The organism is Paenisporosarcina sp. P4_E4_2 (assembly GCF_056401595.1).
Window position 1 is genome coordinate 1 of the sequence record NZ_JBFUJC010000024.1, and the last position, 17,817, is coordinate 17,817.

The following is a 17,817-nucleotide window of genomic DNA, read 5'->3' on the forward strand; positions in this document are numbered from 1 at the left end:
ATACCTGCACGGTGAGCCGCTTCAATTCCTGCATACGCCCATTCCTTGCTTGTTGTTACATCTTTAAATGTCCCTTTGTACTCTTCCATTGGAAGATTCAGAGAGCGAGCAATCAACACGGCGAATTCAGCACGTGTTACTTTGCCTTCAGGGTTAAATGTCGTATCTGTTTTCCCGCTTGTAATTGCGCGAGAAGCCAACACTTCAATTTGATCCTGTGCCCAGTATTTTTGGATATCCGAGAATGTTTTGTTGTTTTCTACAACAACGAATTTCGAGAAGTGGTTTGTCTTGAAGACAAATTGACCATTTCCGTACGTTCCACTTACGTAATCCAACCCATTTGTTGATTCGTTCACGTAGTAAGCAGCAACTTTTCGTGGGTCTTTAATTGCTGCAGCTACAGGAACTGTTACTTCAACTGGTGTTGAGAATGTAGTTACTTTAGTTGTGTTACCATTTTTGACTGTTGTGATTGTAAATTCAAACGTCGCAGATACCGCTCCGTTTACGTCAGTCGATTTAGCCATTTTCACAGAAACCGTCATACTTTCAGGATTGCCGGCTGCAATTTTTTTCAATACTTCATTTGGTACAACTACTTCTGTATTACCAGAAGCAATCACCAATGGTTTAGAAGATTGAGCAATTGTTTGCAACGAACCTGTTGGTACTTTTGCACTTACTTCAGGTTGAGTATCTGTTAGAGCTGGTACTGCTACTTTAATTTCTGTAACTGCAGGATCATTCGCTTGATTTGATACTGCGTTTCCATCCACAGTTACATGACCAGGGTTTGTTGGTGTTACTGGTGGTTGTGGCGGGCTTGTTACCGACACCAATACTTTCACCGTGTTTTTGCCTACTGTTACGTTAATTTCTGTTTGGCCAACACCTTTTGCAGTGATGACGCCCTTGTTTACGTTGATGATGTTTGTGTTATAGCCACTGTAAGTAGCTGTTGCTGTTACGTCAACTTGTGTAGATGTGTTATCTGCTTTAGTTGTCGTTTCAGTAACAACCAGTGTTTCTGATTGACCATACATGAATTGTACGTTTGCTTTGTTAACAGATAGTGTTTTCACGTCTGGTACTGGTATTGCAGTTACTGTTACTTTTACAGTTTTTGAGTTGTCGCCAACTGTTATTGTAATGTTTGTTGTGCCAACAGCTTTAGCCGTGATCAAGCCATTTACAACTGAGATCACGCTTGTGTCGTGACCACTGTATGTTGCAGTATTTGTTACATCTGCAACAGTAGAAGTTTCGTCAGCTTTTGTAGTTGTTTCTGTTACTTTTAATTGATCAGTTTTGCCTACTTCTAGGGTAACTGAATCTTTGTCCACTGATAATGTTTTCACATCTGGAACTGGTACTGCTGTTACTGTTACATTTACCGTTTCAGTGATGTTACCAACAGTGATCGTGATTGTTGTGGTACCTGCTGCTTTAGCTGTGATTAAACCAGCTTCTACAGATATTACGTTGCTGTCAGATACTGTGTATGTTGCAGATGCTGTTACGTCTTTGTTAGTAGAAGAACCGTCGGCTTTAGTTGTTTTTTCTGTTACAACTAATTGCTCAGTGTCTCCTACTTCAACAGAAACATCGTTTTTGTTTACATCTAAAGTTACTACGTCTGGAACTGGTACTGCTGTTACTGTTACATTTACCGTTTCAGTGTTTTTACCAGCAGTAATCGTGATTGTTGTGGTACCTGCTGCTTTAGCTGTGATTAAACCAGCTTCTACAGAGATTACGCTGCTGTCAGATACTGTGTATGTTGCAGATGCTGTTACGTCTTTTTTAGTTGAAGAACCGTCGGCTTTAGTTGTTGTTTCTGTTACAACTAATTGTTCAGTGTCTCCTACTTCAACAGAAACATCGTTTTTGTTTACATCTAAAGTTACTTCGTCTGGAACAGCTACTGGATCTTTCAAATCCACTTGAACCAAAATCGGATCATGGTCAGATGCACGACCGTGTTCTTCCATGAAGTTTGCGTTGATGTGAATCATGTCAATTAAAGTATTAGCTGATAAGTTGTTTGTTACTAACATGTGGTCAAGTACCTGGTTGTTCCCTTGGTAGTAATAAGAGAAACGTTCGCCAGCTGGTACTTTTTCTACCATGTTAGTTAAGATATTGCCTTTAAGTGCTGTAAGAGTTGGTGTGAATTCGAAATCATTCATATCACCCGCAACGATTACTTTAAGGTCTGGATTCTGTTCTTGTCCTTTTTTAATGAACGCGTTGATATTTGTAGCTAGCCCGATACGTTCTGCTTCAGACCCTAGGAATGGAGGTTGGTTTTTACCGAATAACGGTTGGTCTCCACCTTTAGAGTTTAAGTGAGCGCCGATTACGACTACTTGTTCACCTTGGAACTCAAATTGGGCTGCGATTGGTTTACGAGTGTTCGGTTGTGGAATGTCCAGGATGCGTCCAGGGTTTTTAGAAAGTTCACCATCTACCCATTTTACCGCTTCTGTAGATCCACCTTTTGTTCCTTCAGATAATGTTACACGCTGAGGGTTGTATAGGTAACCAACACGGATGTTACCACCTGGTGCCCCACCGTCTTGATTGTATTCTGGAGCAATGTCAGTCCAATTGTATTTAGGACCTCCTGCAGCAACGATTGCTGCGATTAAACGTTCATAACTTTGTGAAGCGTCTGTATTGCCTGAAGCTGTTTCACCATCATTATCTTGAACTTCTACTAATGTGATAATGTCAGGAGATTTCATGTTTTCAACAAATGACTTCGCAATTTTAACCACTTTTTCGTTTGGTGTGTTTGCCGTATTATTCGAGAAATTCTCTACGTTATATGCAGCAACGTTTAGTTTATCTTCTGCGAATGCAATTTCCGTTACTTCTTTGATTATTGGAGCTTCTACTAATGTTGGTAATGCAGCCACAGTTGTCATGATGCGGAAGTTTCCGAATTCGTAACTTACTGGACCTGTGATTGTGCCGTTGAATACATCCCCTGATTTAGCTTTGAATGATACAGAGTTCATATCAACTGTGATACGTTCCGGGTTATAGTCGTTAGCAGAGATATTGATTCCGCCAAATTTATTGAACGTTGTTTTACCACCGTTGTCAGTAGCCACGATGACTTCACYGTATTTTTGTGGTCCAACAACTTTTGCATCTTTAACTGAAACTAGCATACCTTCGATAGATTCCCAGAAGTCGATTCCGTCTTCTGCTGGATCGAATGAAGTTAATTTGTCGTTATCGATAACTTCTGTTGGTGGTGAAAGTTCTTCCCATTTAAGTGCTGCTGGAACTGGTGCTGTACCTAAGTCGTCAATGTTCGTGCTTGAAATTTCTGTTGTTGATAAATCAACAGATTTCATGTCAGAGTAACCAGCAATGAAGAATTCAGTCACTTTTCCGTCAACCGATACTCGATCGCCCGGCACAAATGCGTGCGCTTTACTGTATACAAGAATCGCGTCAGAAGTAGCAGGATCGCTGTCTGGTGTTAGATCTTGCATGAAGAAGTTGTTGTTATCAAGTTTGTAAGTTACTACACCTTCGATATCAACTACTTGCTGATCAGTGTATGGTGATTTGTGCTGTTTGCCTTGGATGTCCGAAATTTGCACACCAGTAGATTTGATTACTTGGTATTCAAACGAGAATACTTCAGAAGTTTCGTTGCCTGATACCGCCAATGCTTTGATAGTTGTGTTTTCTGTCACATTAATTGGTGCTGAGTATACATCACTTGAAGTTGTTGGAGTCGAACCATTTACTGTGTAGTAGATTGTCGCATCTGCCCAACCACTTGCAAGAGTGATTTTTGTGTTTTCAGTTACGAAACCTGGGAATACATTAACGTATACTGCTGGTTTGTTTACTAGGTCAAAACTTTCTGCACCCAGTGCTTTAACTTGGTATACATCGTTAAATTTAGAAGCTATACCTGAAACATGAACAAGATCGCCTTCATTATAATATTGAATGAAGTTATCATACGTCATGCCCGTACGATTATCGTTACGAACGATTACTGATTTTCCTTCTCCGTCGACAGCAGAGAATTCAAATGTCCCGTAATCATCTTTTTTCGCTAAGCCAGTAATTGTTACTTTGTTTAATTGAATGCGTTCACCTTGAGTATCTTCATTCACTCCAGTAGGCGCAATAACTTGTGCTGCTGGAAGTGGGTTGTCAGAAGATTTCACTGTGATTTTTGTTGGCTGGATTTGAAGTTCGCCTGCGTACGGGCTTACTTTCCCTTCAAGCTCAACGATGTCACCTGGTTTTACGTCAGCTGCAGAGACAAATGCATAAAGACCCGCAGTATCGTCTTGAATGTAGAAGCCTTTTTGACCCCAGAATCCAACGCCTGTTGTTACTGTACCGCTTACTTTGATCAATTTTGCTGGATCAGTTACTGCACGGGCAGCTGCGATATTGGCTACTGCTTCTGCTACAGGTGGTGGATCTACTTCTCCTCCAACGAATGTCATTGCCGAAACTGGCGCCTTTAGACCAGCATGGTTTCCAAAATATTTTTCAAGAGAAGCACTAACAGATACTTTTTTACCGATATTACCTGGGTTTGTTTTAAGTCCAAATGTTGATCTTAATGTAGTAGGTGTAGYAGGAACTTGTACATAAATCATTTTTGATAAATCGGTTTCATTTGCTGAGTCCGCAATTGCATAGTTGTTATCATCAGTAGCACCTGCCTTAACTACCGATGTTTCCCCTTTAACATAACCGACAATATAGCCATCCACTGTAACATTCTTTTTAGCAGCCACATCGTATTGTGCAAGTGCCTCAGCGACGGTCAATGATGTTGCGGCCGAAGCACTTGGTGCTGTGATAAATGGTGCCACCATTGAGAGAATTAGTAAGAAAGCTAGTGCAATCTTACTTAAAACATGTTTCCTAATACCTTCTTTTGTCATCCGTACCACTCCTCAAAAAGTAAATTTCTAGTACTATCTGATTATATCAGACTATTGTAAGAGTTTTCTTAAGAATTTGTAAAATTCATAATGATTACGTAAAAATAGGTAAGAAGTCCGACTATTTTGTTAAGTTATTATAAAGAAAAGTAAATATAGCTTATATTAATAGAATTAATTCTACTAATAAGATATGGGATACCTATTCGAAATATAACAGTTAGAGTTATGTCCTTTTAAATTGATTTTCCCGTTTTAACTGTAATTTATTCCCTTTCACCCTATAGTTTCCAGTGAATACATACAAAAAGGAGCCAGCAATCGCTGGCTCCTCATGTTTTTTTATAGATCGCCTAGTTTGTTAAGGGCACGGTACAGCATAACTGCTGATTCAGCGCGTGTTGCATTGTCTTGTGGAGAGAAGACGTTGCCGCCACGGCCAGATACGATTCCCAAAGCCACTGCTTGTTTAACGCTTAGTTTCGCAAAAGTACTGATATTTTTATCATCAACGAACACTTTTGAAGTATCAAGATTGTTCAATAATGCAGCATCTTCGTGTTTCACAGCACGGACAATGATAGCCGCGATTTCTTCACGTGTGATTTTCGCGTCTGGATTGAACGTTCCATCAGTTTTACCGTTGATGATGCCAGCGCGAGCTGCCGCTTCGATTCCAGCGTAAGCCCAAGCTTTGTTTGTTGTTACATCTTTGAATGTACCAGCATATTCTTTTGTTTCTAAACCAAGAGCACGAGAAACCAATACAGCGAACTCAGCACGAGTCAATTTATCTTCCGGTGCAAACAAATCAGCTGTTTTACCAAGAATGATTTTCTTCGTTGCTAATGTCTCGATTTCTTTCTTAGCCCAGTGGCTAGCGATATCACTGTATGTTACTGGTTTTGGATCAACAACTGGTGGTACTACCACTGGTGGTTGCGTCGGCGGCGTAACAACTCCATCTTGTTTCATAACCGTGATGTTCTGAGTAGCCTCGTGACCTACCATGTCAACTACTTTCAATTCGAAGTCATTTTTGCCATTTACTAATGGAAGAACAACATCAACTGTTTGGCTGTAACCTAACATTGCATAAGGTTCAGATAATGGATTTGCAAATACTTCGTTACCGTTTAGGTATAGACGAAGTTCATCGAAGTTATCGCCAACCTTAACTTTGATTGTTGGATCTGGCGAAGATGTTTTTACTCCAGATGGTACAGTTGCCGCAACAGCTTGAACTGTCGGTTTTGTTGTATCAACGAAGATTTTACGACCGATTTGCATTACGTTGCCATGCTCGTCAATTGCCTCCACTTTCACGTCTTTCACACCGTCAGTAAGCTTCAACTTATGAGAGAAATTCTTGCCGTCGAATGAATCCGCAACTACACCGTTCACTTTAAGTGAATCAACGTTTGAATCATCTTCTACCGTACCTGTTACTACTACTTCAGAAGTTTTGTACTCCACGAAATAATCATCCGGTGTTTTGAAGTAAATGACTGGTGGTTTTGTTTCTTCAGGGCTAGGAAGCACAAATTCTTTTTTAGAAACGTTTCCGGCGATATCGAATACTTTAACTGTTACTCTGTCGCCAGCTGCTAATGCATCTGAGATAACAAATGTGTCAAGAGTTGCTGCTTCTTTTACTTCTTTACCTTTGACGTATACTTCAACGCGGTCAATACCTACGCCACCTGAATTGTCTTTAACATTTGCAAGAGCAACTGTTTTTGTTGCAGCATCGAATGAGATCTCAGCAGTTGGTGCTTTTGTATCCACGATGATCGGGAATTCATATGATTGCCATTCAGCACCTTCAAAGTCGATTACACCGCGTAATTCAATCGTATATTGGCCATCTGGAGCAGGTTTTCCATTGATTTTCCCGTCCCAACCATTAGCTGAATTATACTTATAAGCTGGATTTGTTGCAGAATCAATATAGTTTTTCGTTAAATTCTTTTCAGTACGGATTGTACGTACTTTGTTGCCGTTTGAATCTAATACATTTACTTCTAATTTCTTAGCATTACGCATTAATGAGTAAACTGGGACTGCCAAGTCGATGTTACCATCGCCATTTGGTGAGAAAGCAAATTTCGATGGATTGAAGTTTTCATCTAATGATGGACCAGTGATAGAGTCACCGTTTTGGTCAACCAATCCTTGGTAACCCCAGTAAGTGGATTCTTCCCAAGCACTGCCATCAAAAATTGCTGCATCATCCCATGAGCCATTGAATCCGAAGAACGGTACATTCAATGGTACATTTCCGGAAGTTACTTCGTTAGGATCTTCAAGCGTCACGAATCCGTCAATGAAGAATCCGTTTACGAATGTTTCGAAGCCTTCCATGTCTTTCAATAGAGAAGCATCTACAGATACTTGAATTTCAGTTTCGCCATTTGCAGCGATTTCTATAGATTCAGGAGCCGTAACATCCACTAGGTCCGTCACGATATTTGAACCTGCAATGTTTGGTACAACTACGTCATATCCAGAAGTTGTCAATGCATGGTCAGTTTGAAGTTGAACATCAACATTGAAGTTTTTCGCTTCATCCGATAAGTTTTTCGCTTTCAATGTAAATGTGAATTTGCCATCTTTGATTTCCTTCAATGCTACTTTCGCTTCGCCAGTTGCTTTGTTTGTTACCATAACGTCAGTTTCTAATGCGTTCGCAAGTTGCATGATTCCAGCACCTTGACGACGTGGTGATACGTATTCTTTCATACCATCGTATTCATCCAAAACTACTGGTTTAGCTGTGTTCATCATCAAATTTTTAGCAAACTGTACGCGAGCTGCGCCAGTCAAGCCGAACTCTTTGTTCACACGTTCCATTACCAATGCCGTACCTCCGGCTACGTGTGGCGCTGCCATTGATGTACCGCTCATCAAACCGTATTCATTGTTATTGAATGTCGAGAAGATGTTTCCACCTGGAGCTGTGATTTCAGGTTTAAAATCCAAGTTCGGTGTCGGACCCCAAGAAGTGAATCCAGACATTTTTCCTGCAGTCGGACTAGCCACTTCGATATATTGCCCATCGAAACCTACAGTAACTTCTTTTCCTGTATCAAGAGCTGCTTTAAGTGCCACGCCATCTACTTGAAGTGCCGACATGTAAGGAATTTTGATATCTGAGCTTGATGCCATGCTGATTGTACCAGCCGCGTTGTTATAAACAATAACACCAGCAGCTCCAGCAGCTTGTGCATTCAAGCCTTTTTCAACAAATGAAATGCTTCCGCGAGATACTAATGCAAATTTACCTGTTAAGTCTTTTCCTGCGAAATCAGCCACTGTTCCAAACCCTGCGGACTCGATCGGGTACTCTTCTTCAGGAAGATCATTTGGTTCTGCGTCATTTGCCAACAAGAACATTGCACGACCTGTTTGTACACCATCAAATTCATATGTGAAACTCGAAGCCGTAACGTGGCTATTTTCGAATGAAGCAACACCGAATGAATCTTTAGAAACAGATGGTGATCCAGTCAAACCGTAATCTTGGTTATCTGCCATTGGATAGAATGTACCAGAACCAAACATATCTGAGTTCCCTGCAGATATGGCTACCAAAATACCACTATCTTGCGCACGTGTTACAGCCATTTGTTCTGGATTCGAATTATCGACATACCCGGCTGTTGAACCTAATGACATGTTAATGACGTCTGCACCAAGCTTGATTGCATCATCCATTGCTTTTACATAGATATCACCGAAAGTTGATGGGAACAATGGATCGTTACCAAATACTTTAAGTGCCAAAAGTTGAGCTTCAGGAGCTACTCCTTGGATTCCACCTTTTTCTTCGTCACCATTTGCTCCTACAGTACCTGAAACGTGCATACCATGCATTGACGCTCCCGGACCGATGTCTCGGATTTCCAGGTTGCCGTCCATGTAGTTGTAACCGTAAGGAACTTTCGCAGTGAAGTATTTACCCGCTTCGACTGAGCCATTGCCAACCAATGTACTTACTTCTTCTGAAGTGATGTCGCCAGATGTTTCGTCAGTCAGGATCATGTCACGGTGAGTAGGGTCAATCCCCGTATCAATGACACCAACTACCATTCCTTCACCTTTGAAGTTATATTTTTCCCACGCTAGTTGGGCTTGTACTAATTCTTTTGAGTGTGTCATTTCTGGTGTTGCTACGGGACGGGCATATTCAGTAGATTCGTGTACAGACTTAACACCAGGAGTAAGTGCGATACGTGCTACATCTTTTGCATCGACTACAGCAGAGAAACCATTAAATACAGTTGTGAAGTTTTCCTTGAAATCAATGTTCTTAGCAAACTTCGAAATGTTCGCTTGAACTCTCTCTTGATCTTGTTCAATTGAATCTTCTAAACTATTACGTTGGGATTGTGGAAGTTCTTTGTAAAGAACACCCTTTTGAGTAGCCGTTTCAATCGCTGGAGCTTTTTCAAGTTCAACGATGATACGCACTTTTTCAGTTGGATTTTCAGGTGCAACAAATCGATCCGGAATCTTTTTAGCCGGTTTTTGCACATTGATAACAGGAACCTGTTTTTCTAATTTCGCAGCATCTGCTGGAGCTGGTGCGCCGATTGTTGCTGTACTAAGTGCTAGTGAAGCTGCCATTGCAACCATCATGCTTTTTCTAGAATTACTCAATCTGCTTTCCTCCCTTTTTGAGTTTCATAACTTAGATTAATTTCCATTCAATAGATTTCACTAAATTATGTAACAATTAGAAATTTACCATATATTTTGATTGTTGCAAATATAAAAACAGAATAACTTATGTTACATTTTGATTACAAAACCTGGAAATGAAATTTCTGTAGATAAAAAGTATGTATTTGGTAAACTACTAATAGTTTTAATTAACTATTATTTTTTAAAACATTAATAGAGCTAAAGTTTCACATTTAGAAAATATGGTTTTTTATGGGTTATAAGGAAACTATTCTGATATAGCACAAGACTTTTATAACGGTTTATCCAGTTGGTTTAGACTGCTAAGTACCTACTTAAATATTGATTGGATTTATATTCCAAATTGTATTTTACGATATCATATTTCTAAATTGTAAGTTCTCCTGCACATTCTGAAAAATTAATTTACTTAAAAATTATAGAAAAGAGCCAGCACGAGGCTGACTCTTTTGTTTGGCATTAAAATTCATTCATTTTATCCAGTGCGCGGTATAACATAACTGCCGCTTCCGCACGAGTTGCATTTGCTTTCGGATCGAATTTATTTCCTGAACGACCTGTGATGATGCCTAAACCTACTGCTTGTTTTACTGATACCTTGGCGAAATCGCCGATTGCTTTATCATCCGCAAATGATTTAGAAGAATCTACATCTTTTAGTAGTGTCGCATCTTGATATTTCACTGCACGAACAACGATTGCTGCAATTTCTTCACGTGTGATAAGCGCATCTGGATTGAACGAGTCTTTCGTTTTCCCGTTAACGATACCAGCACGGTATGCAGCTTCAATACCAGCATAAGCCCATGCTTTGCTTGTTGGTACATCTTTGAATGTTCCTTGGTACTCATCCATCGGAAGATTCAACGCACGTGCAATCAATACAGCAAATTCAGCGCGTGTAATTTTACCTTCCGGGTTAAATGTTGCATCTGTTTTCCCGCTTGTGATTGAACGAGAAGCCAGTACTTCAATTTCATCCTGTGCCCAGTACTTTTGGATATCGCTAAATGTTTTCGCATGTTCGATTACTACGAATTTCGAGAAGTGATTTGTTTTGAAAACAAATTTGCCATTATCGTACGTTCCACCCACATAGTCCAGTGATTTCGAAGTCTCGTTCACATAGTAGGCAGCCACTTTACGTGGATTTTTTACTGTTGCAGTAACTGGAAGTGTTACTTGAACTGGTTCTGAGAAAGTAGAAACATTTGTTGTAATTCCAGCTTTTACAGTTGTGATTGTAAATTCATAAGTAGCTGATGCTGCTCCGTTTATATCTGTTGATTTAGACATTTTCACAGAAACTGTCGCACTTTCAGGCGAACCAGCTGCGATTGCTTTCAATACTTCATTTGGTACAGCCACTTCTGTGTTACCAGATTTGATAACAAGTGGTTTTGAAGATTGAGCAATTGTATTCAATGATCCTGTTGGTAATTTTGCACTTACTTCAGGTTGTGCTTCAGTTAAAGCTGGTACATCTACTTTAACTTCTTTTATTGCAGGGTCATTCACTTGAGCTGAAGCTGTATTTCCATCCACAGTCACCTGACCAGGGTTCGATGGTGCTGGTGGCGCAGGTGGAATAACAACCTGTTTATTCTGTACGTTTACATCCAATGTCACTGATTGACCTTTGTATTGAACTGTTACTTTAGTTGTTCCAGCAGCTTTAGCTGTGATTAAACCTTTGTCTACTGATACAACTGCTTCTTTTTCAACTACATACGTAGCATCTGCCGTTACATTAGTTGTGACATCGTCTTTACCAGCTTCTTTTACCGTCTGGTTAACTGTAATTTGTTCTTTGCCATCTACAGTTAGATCTACTTTAGTTTTATTCAACGATAGAGATATAACTGGCAAGACCGGTGCATCGGCTACTGTTATGTTTACTACAGCCGTTTTGCCGCCGTAAGTTACTGTTACTTTTGAAGTTCCTGCTGCTTTAGCTGTGACTAAGCCTTTGTCTACTGATACAACAGTTACATTTTCAACGTCATAGGTAGCGTCTGCTGTCACGTCTTTAGTTGTAGGTTCTTCACCATTCTTAGTAGTTGTTTCCGTAACTACTAATTTTTCTGTTACTCCTACTTCAAGTGCTACAGTAGATTTATTTACTCCGATTGTTTTAACGTCTGGAACTGGTACTGCTGTGACTGTCACACTTACAGTTTTTGTATTGTCGCCTACTGTAATGGTAATGTCAGTTGTTCCTACTGCTTTCGCTGTAATTAAACCAGCCTCTACAGAAATTACGTCGCTATCAAAGCCATCGTAAGTTGCTGTAGCTGTTACGTCTTCTTCAGTAGAAGTTTCATCTGCTTTAGTAGTTGTTTCTGTAACTACTAATTTTTCTGTTGCTCCTACTTCAAGTGCTACAGTAGATTTGTTGACTTTAAGAGTTTTTACGTCTGGAACTGGTTTTTCTGTTACGGTAACGTTCACAGTCACAGATTTTTCACCATGTGTGATTGTGATTGCTGTTTCGCCTGCTGCTTTAGCAGTAATTACTCCCGCTACGACAGAAACGATTGCATCGTCTTCAACAGCGTATGCTGCGTCAGCAGTTACATCAACGTCTACTGATTCATCTCCAACTGTTGTTGTTTCTGTAACTTTTACAGAAGCAGTATTACCTTCTTCAATTGAAAGATCAGTTTGATTAACTGAAAGTGTAACGACAGCTACTGGTGCAGGAACAGTTTCAACAGTGAATGCTTCAACTGTATCGTTTCCAGCGATGTCCTGTACGATTACAGAAACTTTGTATTTTTGACCTTTTTGAAGATCAACCAATTGAATTGAGTAAGTTCCATCAGCATTAATGCTAAATGTACCTTGATCAACTGTCTTGAATTTTTTGTCCTGAACTACATAAGAAGCTTTAAGGTAATTATTCACGTCAAATGCTTCTACACCAAAGTGTTCTTTTAGTACAGCTTCGTAACCGAAGAATTTATCTTCAACTTTTCCTACAAGTGTAAATTCTGTTGCATCCACATCTGTTGCGTTTTCACTTGTGATTGTAGGTGCTGTTGATTTTACAAATATAGGCTTGACTGTTGCTGTTATTGCTTCATTCGTGGTACTCGTTGTGTTAACTTTCATTCCATAAATTCCGTCATTTAGCTTTCCTTTTTCATAGGTATAGCCGTTTGTATATGAGCCGTCAAATACTCCTGATTTTGTTTTCGCTTTTGTCACGTCAAACAGAATGTCTCCAATATGTCCTGCCGGTTTTGGAGTGCCAGTGTATTTATTCGGATCGAGTACATCGATAGTTGTTGCGTATTTTGGTGCTTCTTTTAGTACATATGAAAAATTCGCTTTATCCAATTTCCCATCACCATTTGGAGAGATCGCGATGCTATCAAATCCAAATGAACTCACGTATTTGTTTGATGGGTCAATCGGATTGGACGGTACCGGTACGATTGGTGGTGCTTCGATTGGTACTTCCGGAATTGGTACTTCTCCAAAGATGACTACTTCATTATGGTTACCAGCTTCATCTACTACATTTACAGTAACTGTATCTGTTTCTGCGTTAAGAGTTGAAACTGGGAATGAGAATGTCCCATTTTGTTCAAGCACAAATGGCACAGATTGTCCCGCAACACCGTTTAAAGTGATCACATATGATGCATGTAATTTTTCATTAAGGTCAAAATCAAGTCCATAATTCTCTAACTCTGTGTTGTATTCGATATATTTGTCAGTTACTTGTCCAGTTGCTACGCCAGTCACTACAGAACCAGTAATTTCAGGTTTTGTTGTTTTCACAACAACCGGTCCAACATAGTCACCAACAACTGCAGGGTTTCCTGAAACTGTTTTTCCTGAGAAGTCAAATGTATATAGACCATCAGGGATTTTCCCAGCAGGAACACCAGACGTCCAAGGTTTGTACTGACCCTTTACTGCCAAAGTGTACTTTCCTGCTGCAAGAGAATTGCCGGCATGCACATATCCGATATAGCCGTCTCCATATTCTCCGCCTTCAGGGTTCATGATGTCGAAAAGTTCGATGTAGTTATTTGTTACATTCCCAGTTAATGTAAAGGAAAGTAATGCTTCATCTTGTACTCCATCGCCGTTAAACGATAGGTCTGTCTCAGTAATGTTAAAGTCTTTAAATTCCGTCGCTGCCGCTCCACCGAAGTCCGCTGCGAATGGTAATGAAATTTCATTGTCTGCTCCATTAATGTGAATGTAGCCCAGAATTTCATCTCCTGCTTTTGGCGCTGCATTTTTTGATGCAGTCAGTGTAACGTTTAACATTTGCTCGCCATTCAATGTGAATGTCGGTTTATCGATTGTAAGTTTTGCATCGCCGAAAGATTTTGTAACGTCAACTGTCACATTGTAATCTCCGCCCTTACCTTTTAAATCTTTTACAAGAATTTGTTTCGTAACTGAAAGATTTTCTTTAAGTGATTGTGGACCGAATGTAACTGTCCCTTTTAAGTTATCCACTATTTGTCCGCTACCGTTAAGAGTAGCTTTGTCTAGTGCATAAGCGAGTGCACCTGGATGTGCAGCTGCATACGCGTCTACACGTCCAGCCCCTTGAGAGAAGACATCGTATTTAGCTGTATCAAGAATTTTTGCCGTGTTCGAAAGTGCCACTTTCACGTCAAACGCATTCCAGTTTGGATTTGCTTGTTTAACAAGTGCCGCGATTCCTGCGATGTGTGGTGTAGCCATTGATGTTCCCGTATAACGATCATAAGCTTCGTCATATGTTGCTTCTGGGAAATCTGCTTTGTACATGGCAATAGATGACATGATGTTTGTACCAGGTGCTGTTACATCTGGTTTGATATCGAAGTTCGGAGTGGATGGTCCACGTGAACTTGAATCATTTACATCATCACCAAGAGTTTTTGCTGAAGCAAAGTTACCGAAAGTAACTTTTCCAGTTCCACCTTTTAATGCCGCACGGATTGCATCTCCGTCTGTTTGCGACATATCAAATGCTGGGATGAATGCAAATGAGTCACCAAGGAAAGTTCCTGATGCATTCGGTGCATTCGTACCTCCTGCTATGTTGTGGATGATCACTCCTACTGCACCGTTTTCTTTTGCAAATGCAATTTTGTCAACAAATGCAATTGAACCACGTGAGACAAGTGCGATTTTCCCTTTAACGTTAAGACCATTGTAGTCAGTAGCAGTACCATTTCCAGGAACTGCTACTAAGTCGAACTCACCTTGAAGTTGTGTTGCAACGTCTTTACCGAAAGTAGTTCCCATCAACTGTAATTGTTTAGAAAGATTGTAGCCAYCGACTGTGACATTTACTTTCCCGTTGTGTAGTGTTTCAGGGTTTGTTGTATTACCAACTGCGATTCCTAAACGTGCAGTAGATGGAGTTCCCATCGTCCCACGTTTCGGGCCTGAGTTACCTGTTGCAATTACTGAAATTGTACCTGCCATCATCGCGTTGTTAATCGCAAATGATCCGCTGTCCGTTTCAGAGTTAGGTCCGCCACCAAGTGACAAGTTGATAACATCCATTTTTTCGATTACTGCTGTATCGATTGCTTTGATGATACCTGAAGTAGCCCCGCTACCGTATGCACCAAGTACACGGTAAGCGTAAAGGTCTACTTTTGGTGCAATCCCTTTAATCCCGTATTCATTGTTTCCAACAGCTGCAATTGTCCCTGCTACGTGTGTACCGTGAGACGTATAGAATGCACTGCCGTTAGCGTTGAATTCCGGTTTATTAGCTGGACGTTCAAGTGGTGATGTCTCAGACGCATCATCATCAGCACGCGTACGAGTATATTCTGTTCCAGCTACTTGAGGGACAAAGTTTTTACCGCCTTTATAAGTTCCAGCAAATTCTGGGTGATCTTTGTCAATACCTGTATCAAGTACAGCTACTTTAATGCCTTCCCCTTTATATCCTTCGTCCCATAACTTTTTAATTCCTAAGAATGAAAGGCTCGTATTCATTGCCGCTTCCATCTTGCCATCCTTATCAAGATTAGATGTTGACTTCGTTGCAGTTGATTGCTTGTCTCCCAATGCATAAACCGTTACATCCGGTTCTACTAAAGTAACGCCTGGAATTGAAAGCAATTTTTTAAGGTCATTCGCTTTTACAGTTGCCGCAAAACCGTTCAACACTGTATTGAATGTATAGCCTTGCTTGACTGAAATGCCTTTCGAACTCATTTGTTTCTTAACGAGGGACTGTTGCGCATCTACGTTCGCCTTCACTTTAGCCGCTTGAGCGTTCGTGAACTTTTTCCCAGCCAATTCGTTAATTCCCTGTTTCAGGGCTACAGGTTCCTCAGACAAATGAACAATAACCGCTACTTCTTTATCGCCTGAAACACCTAATAAATTTTTGTGAAGTCTTGGTCCGCCCTCTAAGACGTCCATTTGCTCTGCAATAGCTGCTTTTAATTCTAACTGCGTTTCAGTTTGAACATTCTGCTTAAATGGTTTCAGCTGTTTCGTGTTTGCCGATGCCGACATTGGCGTCAACAATGAAAGAACCATAAACATTGCAAGAATGCTACTGAAGAACTTATTCAACTTGTTTTTTTTCAATTCTCAATTCCCCCTAAATGATTTTATGTCTCAATAGTTGCTAAAGTTCCCCTCCTTTTTTATGTCTGAAGATTCAAACATCGTTACCCATAAAAGGCAACAGGGTAAATTTTACCATAATAATAGATTAATAGTTACTTATTTAGAGTGTTTTTATATTACTTTTGTATTTCAAAAATGTAAATTAATGTCGATTTATGACATCGAGATTGTCGGAGTTTGGAAGTTAGTTATTGAATTTAGAGCCATTTCGACAAAATCGGGGATGTTTATAACAAAATCGCGATTAATAACTGCTTAAACAAAATAAAAATGACCTCTCCCCATTGATAGGAAGAGGTCATTAGCTGTGAGTATTATTCTAGCAGTGAGTATTAAACCTTATAACTCGTTCAGTATATCCAGTGCGCGGTATAGCATGACTGCTACTTCAGCACGCGTTGCATTTGCTTTCGGATCGAATTTGCTACCTGCTGTGTGACAGGTTATAAATCTACCATTTTCAAATCCCCTTTGTTCAGGTGAATCTACTATTTTTGCCCGTATGACTTGAATTTCTCCGCCATATGAGCCATTTCGTTATCGTCTAGAATGACTGGTTCCCCCACGGCCTTTGCTTTCAAATACACTTCGCAGCAAAATTCGATTTCTTCCGCGATGGCGAATGAGGTAGCAATATTGTTCGCACCTGCCAATAGCCCGTGATTAGCCAGAAAGACAGCTTGTCGATCTTTCATCCCTTCGAAGGCATTGGTCGCAAGTTCTGATGTACCAAAACTCGCATACTCCGCACAGCGTACGTCTTTTCCTGCATAAGCAACCAAATATGACACTGCTGGCAAATTCCATCTTAGTGATGCAAGCACGGTGGCGTGCATGGAATGAGTATGGACGATTGCATCTATGTCTGTACGTTGTTGATAGAAAATCGCGTGCATCGGGAATTCGCTTGATGGCTTTTTATCGCCAGCGATGACTTTCCCTTGCAGATTACATACGACTACATCTTCAGCTGTCATGATGTCGTAATCGATGCCGCTCGGACTGATGATCATATGGCCGGATTCACGGTCGAAGATGGAAATATTGCCCCCCGTCCCTTTGGTTAGGCCTCGTGTTCTCAATAACTTACAATAATCGACAATTTCATTGCGTTCTTTCATAAACATAGGTTGTTCCTCCATTCATGGTGTATATCTACTATGTTTAGCGAAATAGTTTTTTCAGGTTTTCTTCGTAAGGTGCACGAACAATTCCTTTTTCAGTGACTATGGCCGTGATGTGTTCGTGTGGTGTGACGTCGAATGCGGGGTTGTACACATTAACATCTGCCGGTGCCGTCAGTCTGCCAAAGCCTTCGATGACTTCGGATTTATGTCTTTCCTCAATCGGAATTTGCGTGCCCGTTGGTGTATTTAGGTCAATGGTTGGTGTTGGTGCTGCCACGTAAAACGGAATGTTGTAGTGTTTTGCTAAAATGGACACTCCAAGTGTACCGATTTTATTGGCCGTATCACCGTTTGCAGCTACTCGGTCGCAACCGACGATAACAGCTTGTACTTTGCCTTGTGACATAACCATAGCGGCCATATTATCC

The 17,817-nt window shown here is 40.5% G+C and carries 5 protein-coding genes and 1 pseudogene; 1 reads left to right on the plus strand and 5 read right to left on the minus strand.

The genetic code is table 11. The features are described 5' to 3' along the window. The 3 genes from AC1DSB_RS04010 to AC1DSB_RS04020 all read right to left on the minus strand — a co-directional run. Positions 1-4,940, minus strand: a 4,940-nt coding sequence (locus tag AC1DSB_RS04010) for a DUF6359 domain-containing protein (protein ID WP_477585818.1), incomplete at its 3' end; no start/stop codon positions are given. 342 nt (positions 4,941-5,282) lie between these two features. Next, on the minus strand, positions 5,283-9,602 hold the full coding sequence (locus tag AC1DSB_RS04015) for a S8 family serine peptidase (RefSeq protein WP_477532227.1): 4,320 nt from the start codon (positions 9,600-9,602) through the stop codon (positions 5,283-5,285). A gap of 504 nt (positions 9,603-10,106) precedes the next feature. Continuing rightward, positions 10,107-16,220 (minus strand): S8 family serine peptidase, encoded by a 6,114-nt coding sequence (locus tag AC1DSB_RS04020; protein ID WP_477585820.1) that lies wholly within the window; start codon positions 16,218-16,220, stop codon positions 10,107-10,109. Positions 16,221-16,569: 349 nt separating this feature from the next. On the opposite strand from AC1DSB_RS04020, the gene AC1DSB_RS04025 reads away from it, so the two are divergent. Then, a complete protein-coding gene (locus AC1DSB_RS04025; protein ID WP_477532225.1) occupies positions 16,570-16,701 on the plus strand; it encodes a hypothetical protein in 132 nt (43 codons plus the stop codon). Between the two features lie 49 nt (positions 16,702-16,750). Here AC1DSB_RS04025 and AC1DSB_RS04030 read toward each other — a convergent pair whose 3' ends face one another. Beyond that, positions 16,751-17,389 carry an L-fuculose-phosphate aldolase gene (locus AC1DSB_RS04030; protein WP_477532224.1) on the minus strand — a complete coding sequence of 213 codons (639 nt, stop codon included), beginning with the start codon at positions 17,387-17,389 and terminating at the stop codon, positions 16,751-16,753. A gap of 37 nt (positions 17,390-17,426) precedes the next feature. Next, a pseudogene (locus AC1DSB_RS04035) lies at positions 17,427-17,817 on the minus strand (S-methyl-5-thioribose-1-phosphate isomerase); the annotation flags it as partial.

Bases quoted from the DNA above. Each gene is read 5' to 3' on its own strand.
- AC1DSB_RS04030 (WP_477532224.1), bottom strand. From the start codon at position 17,389: ATGTTTATGAAAGAACGCAATGAAATTGTCGATTATTGTAAGTTATTG.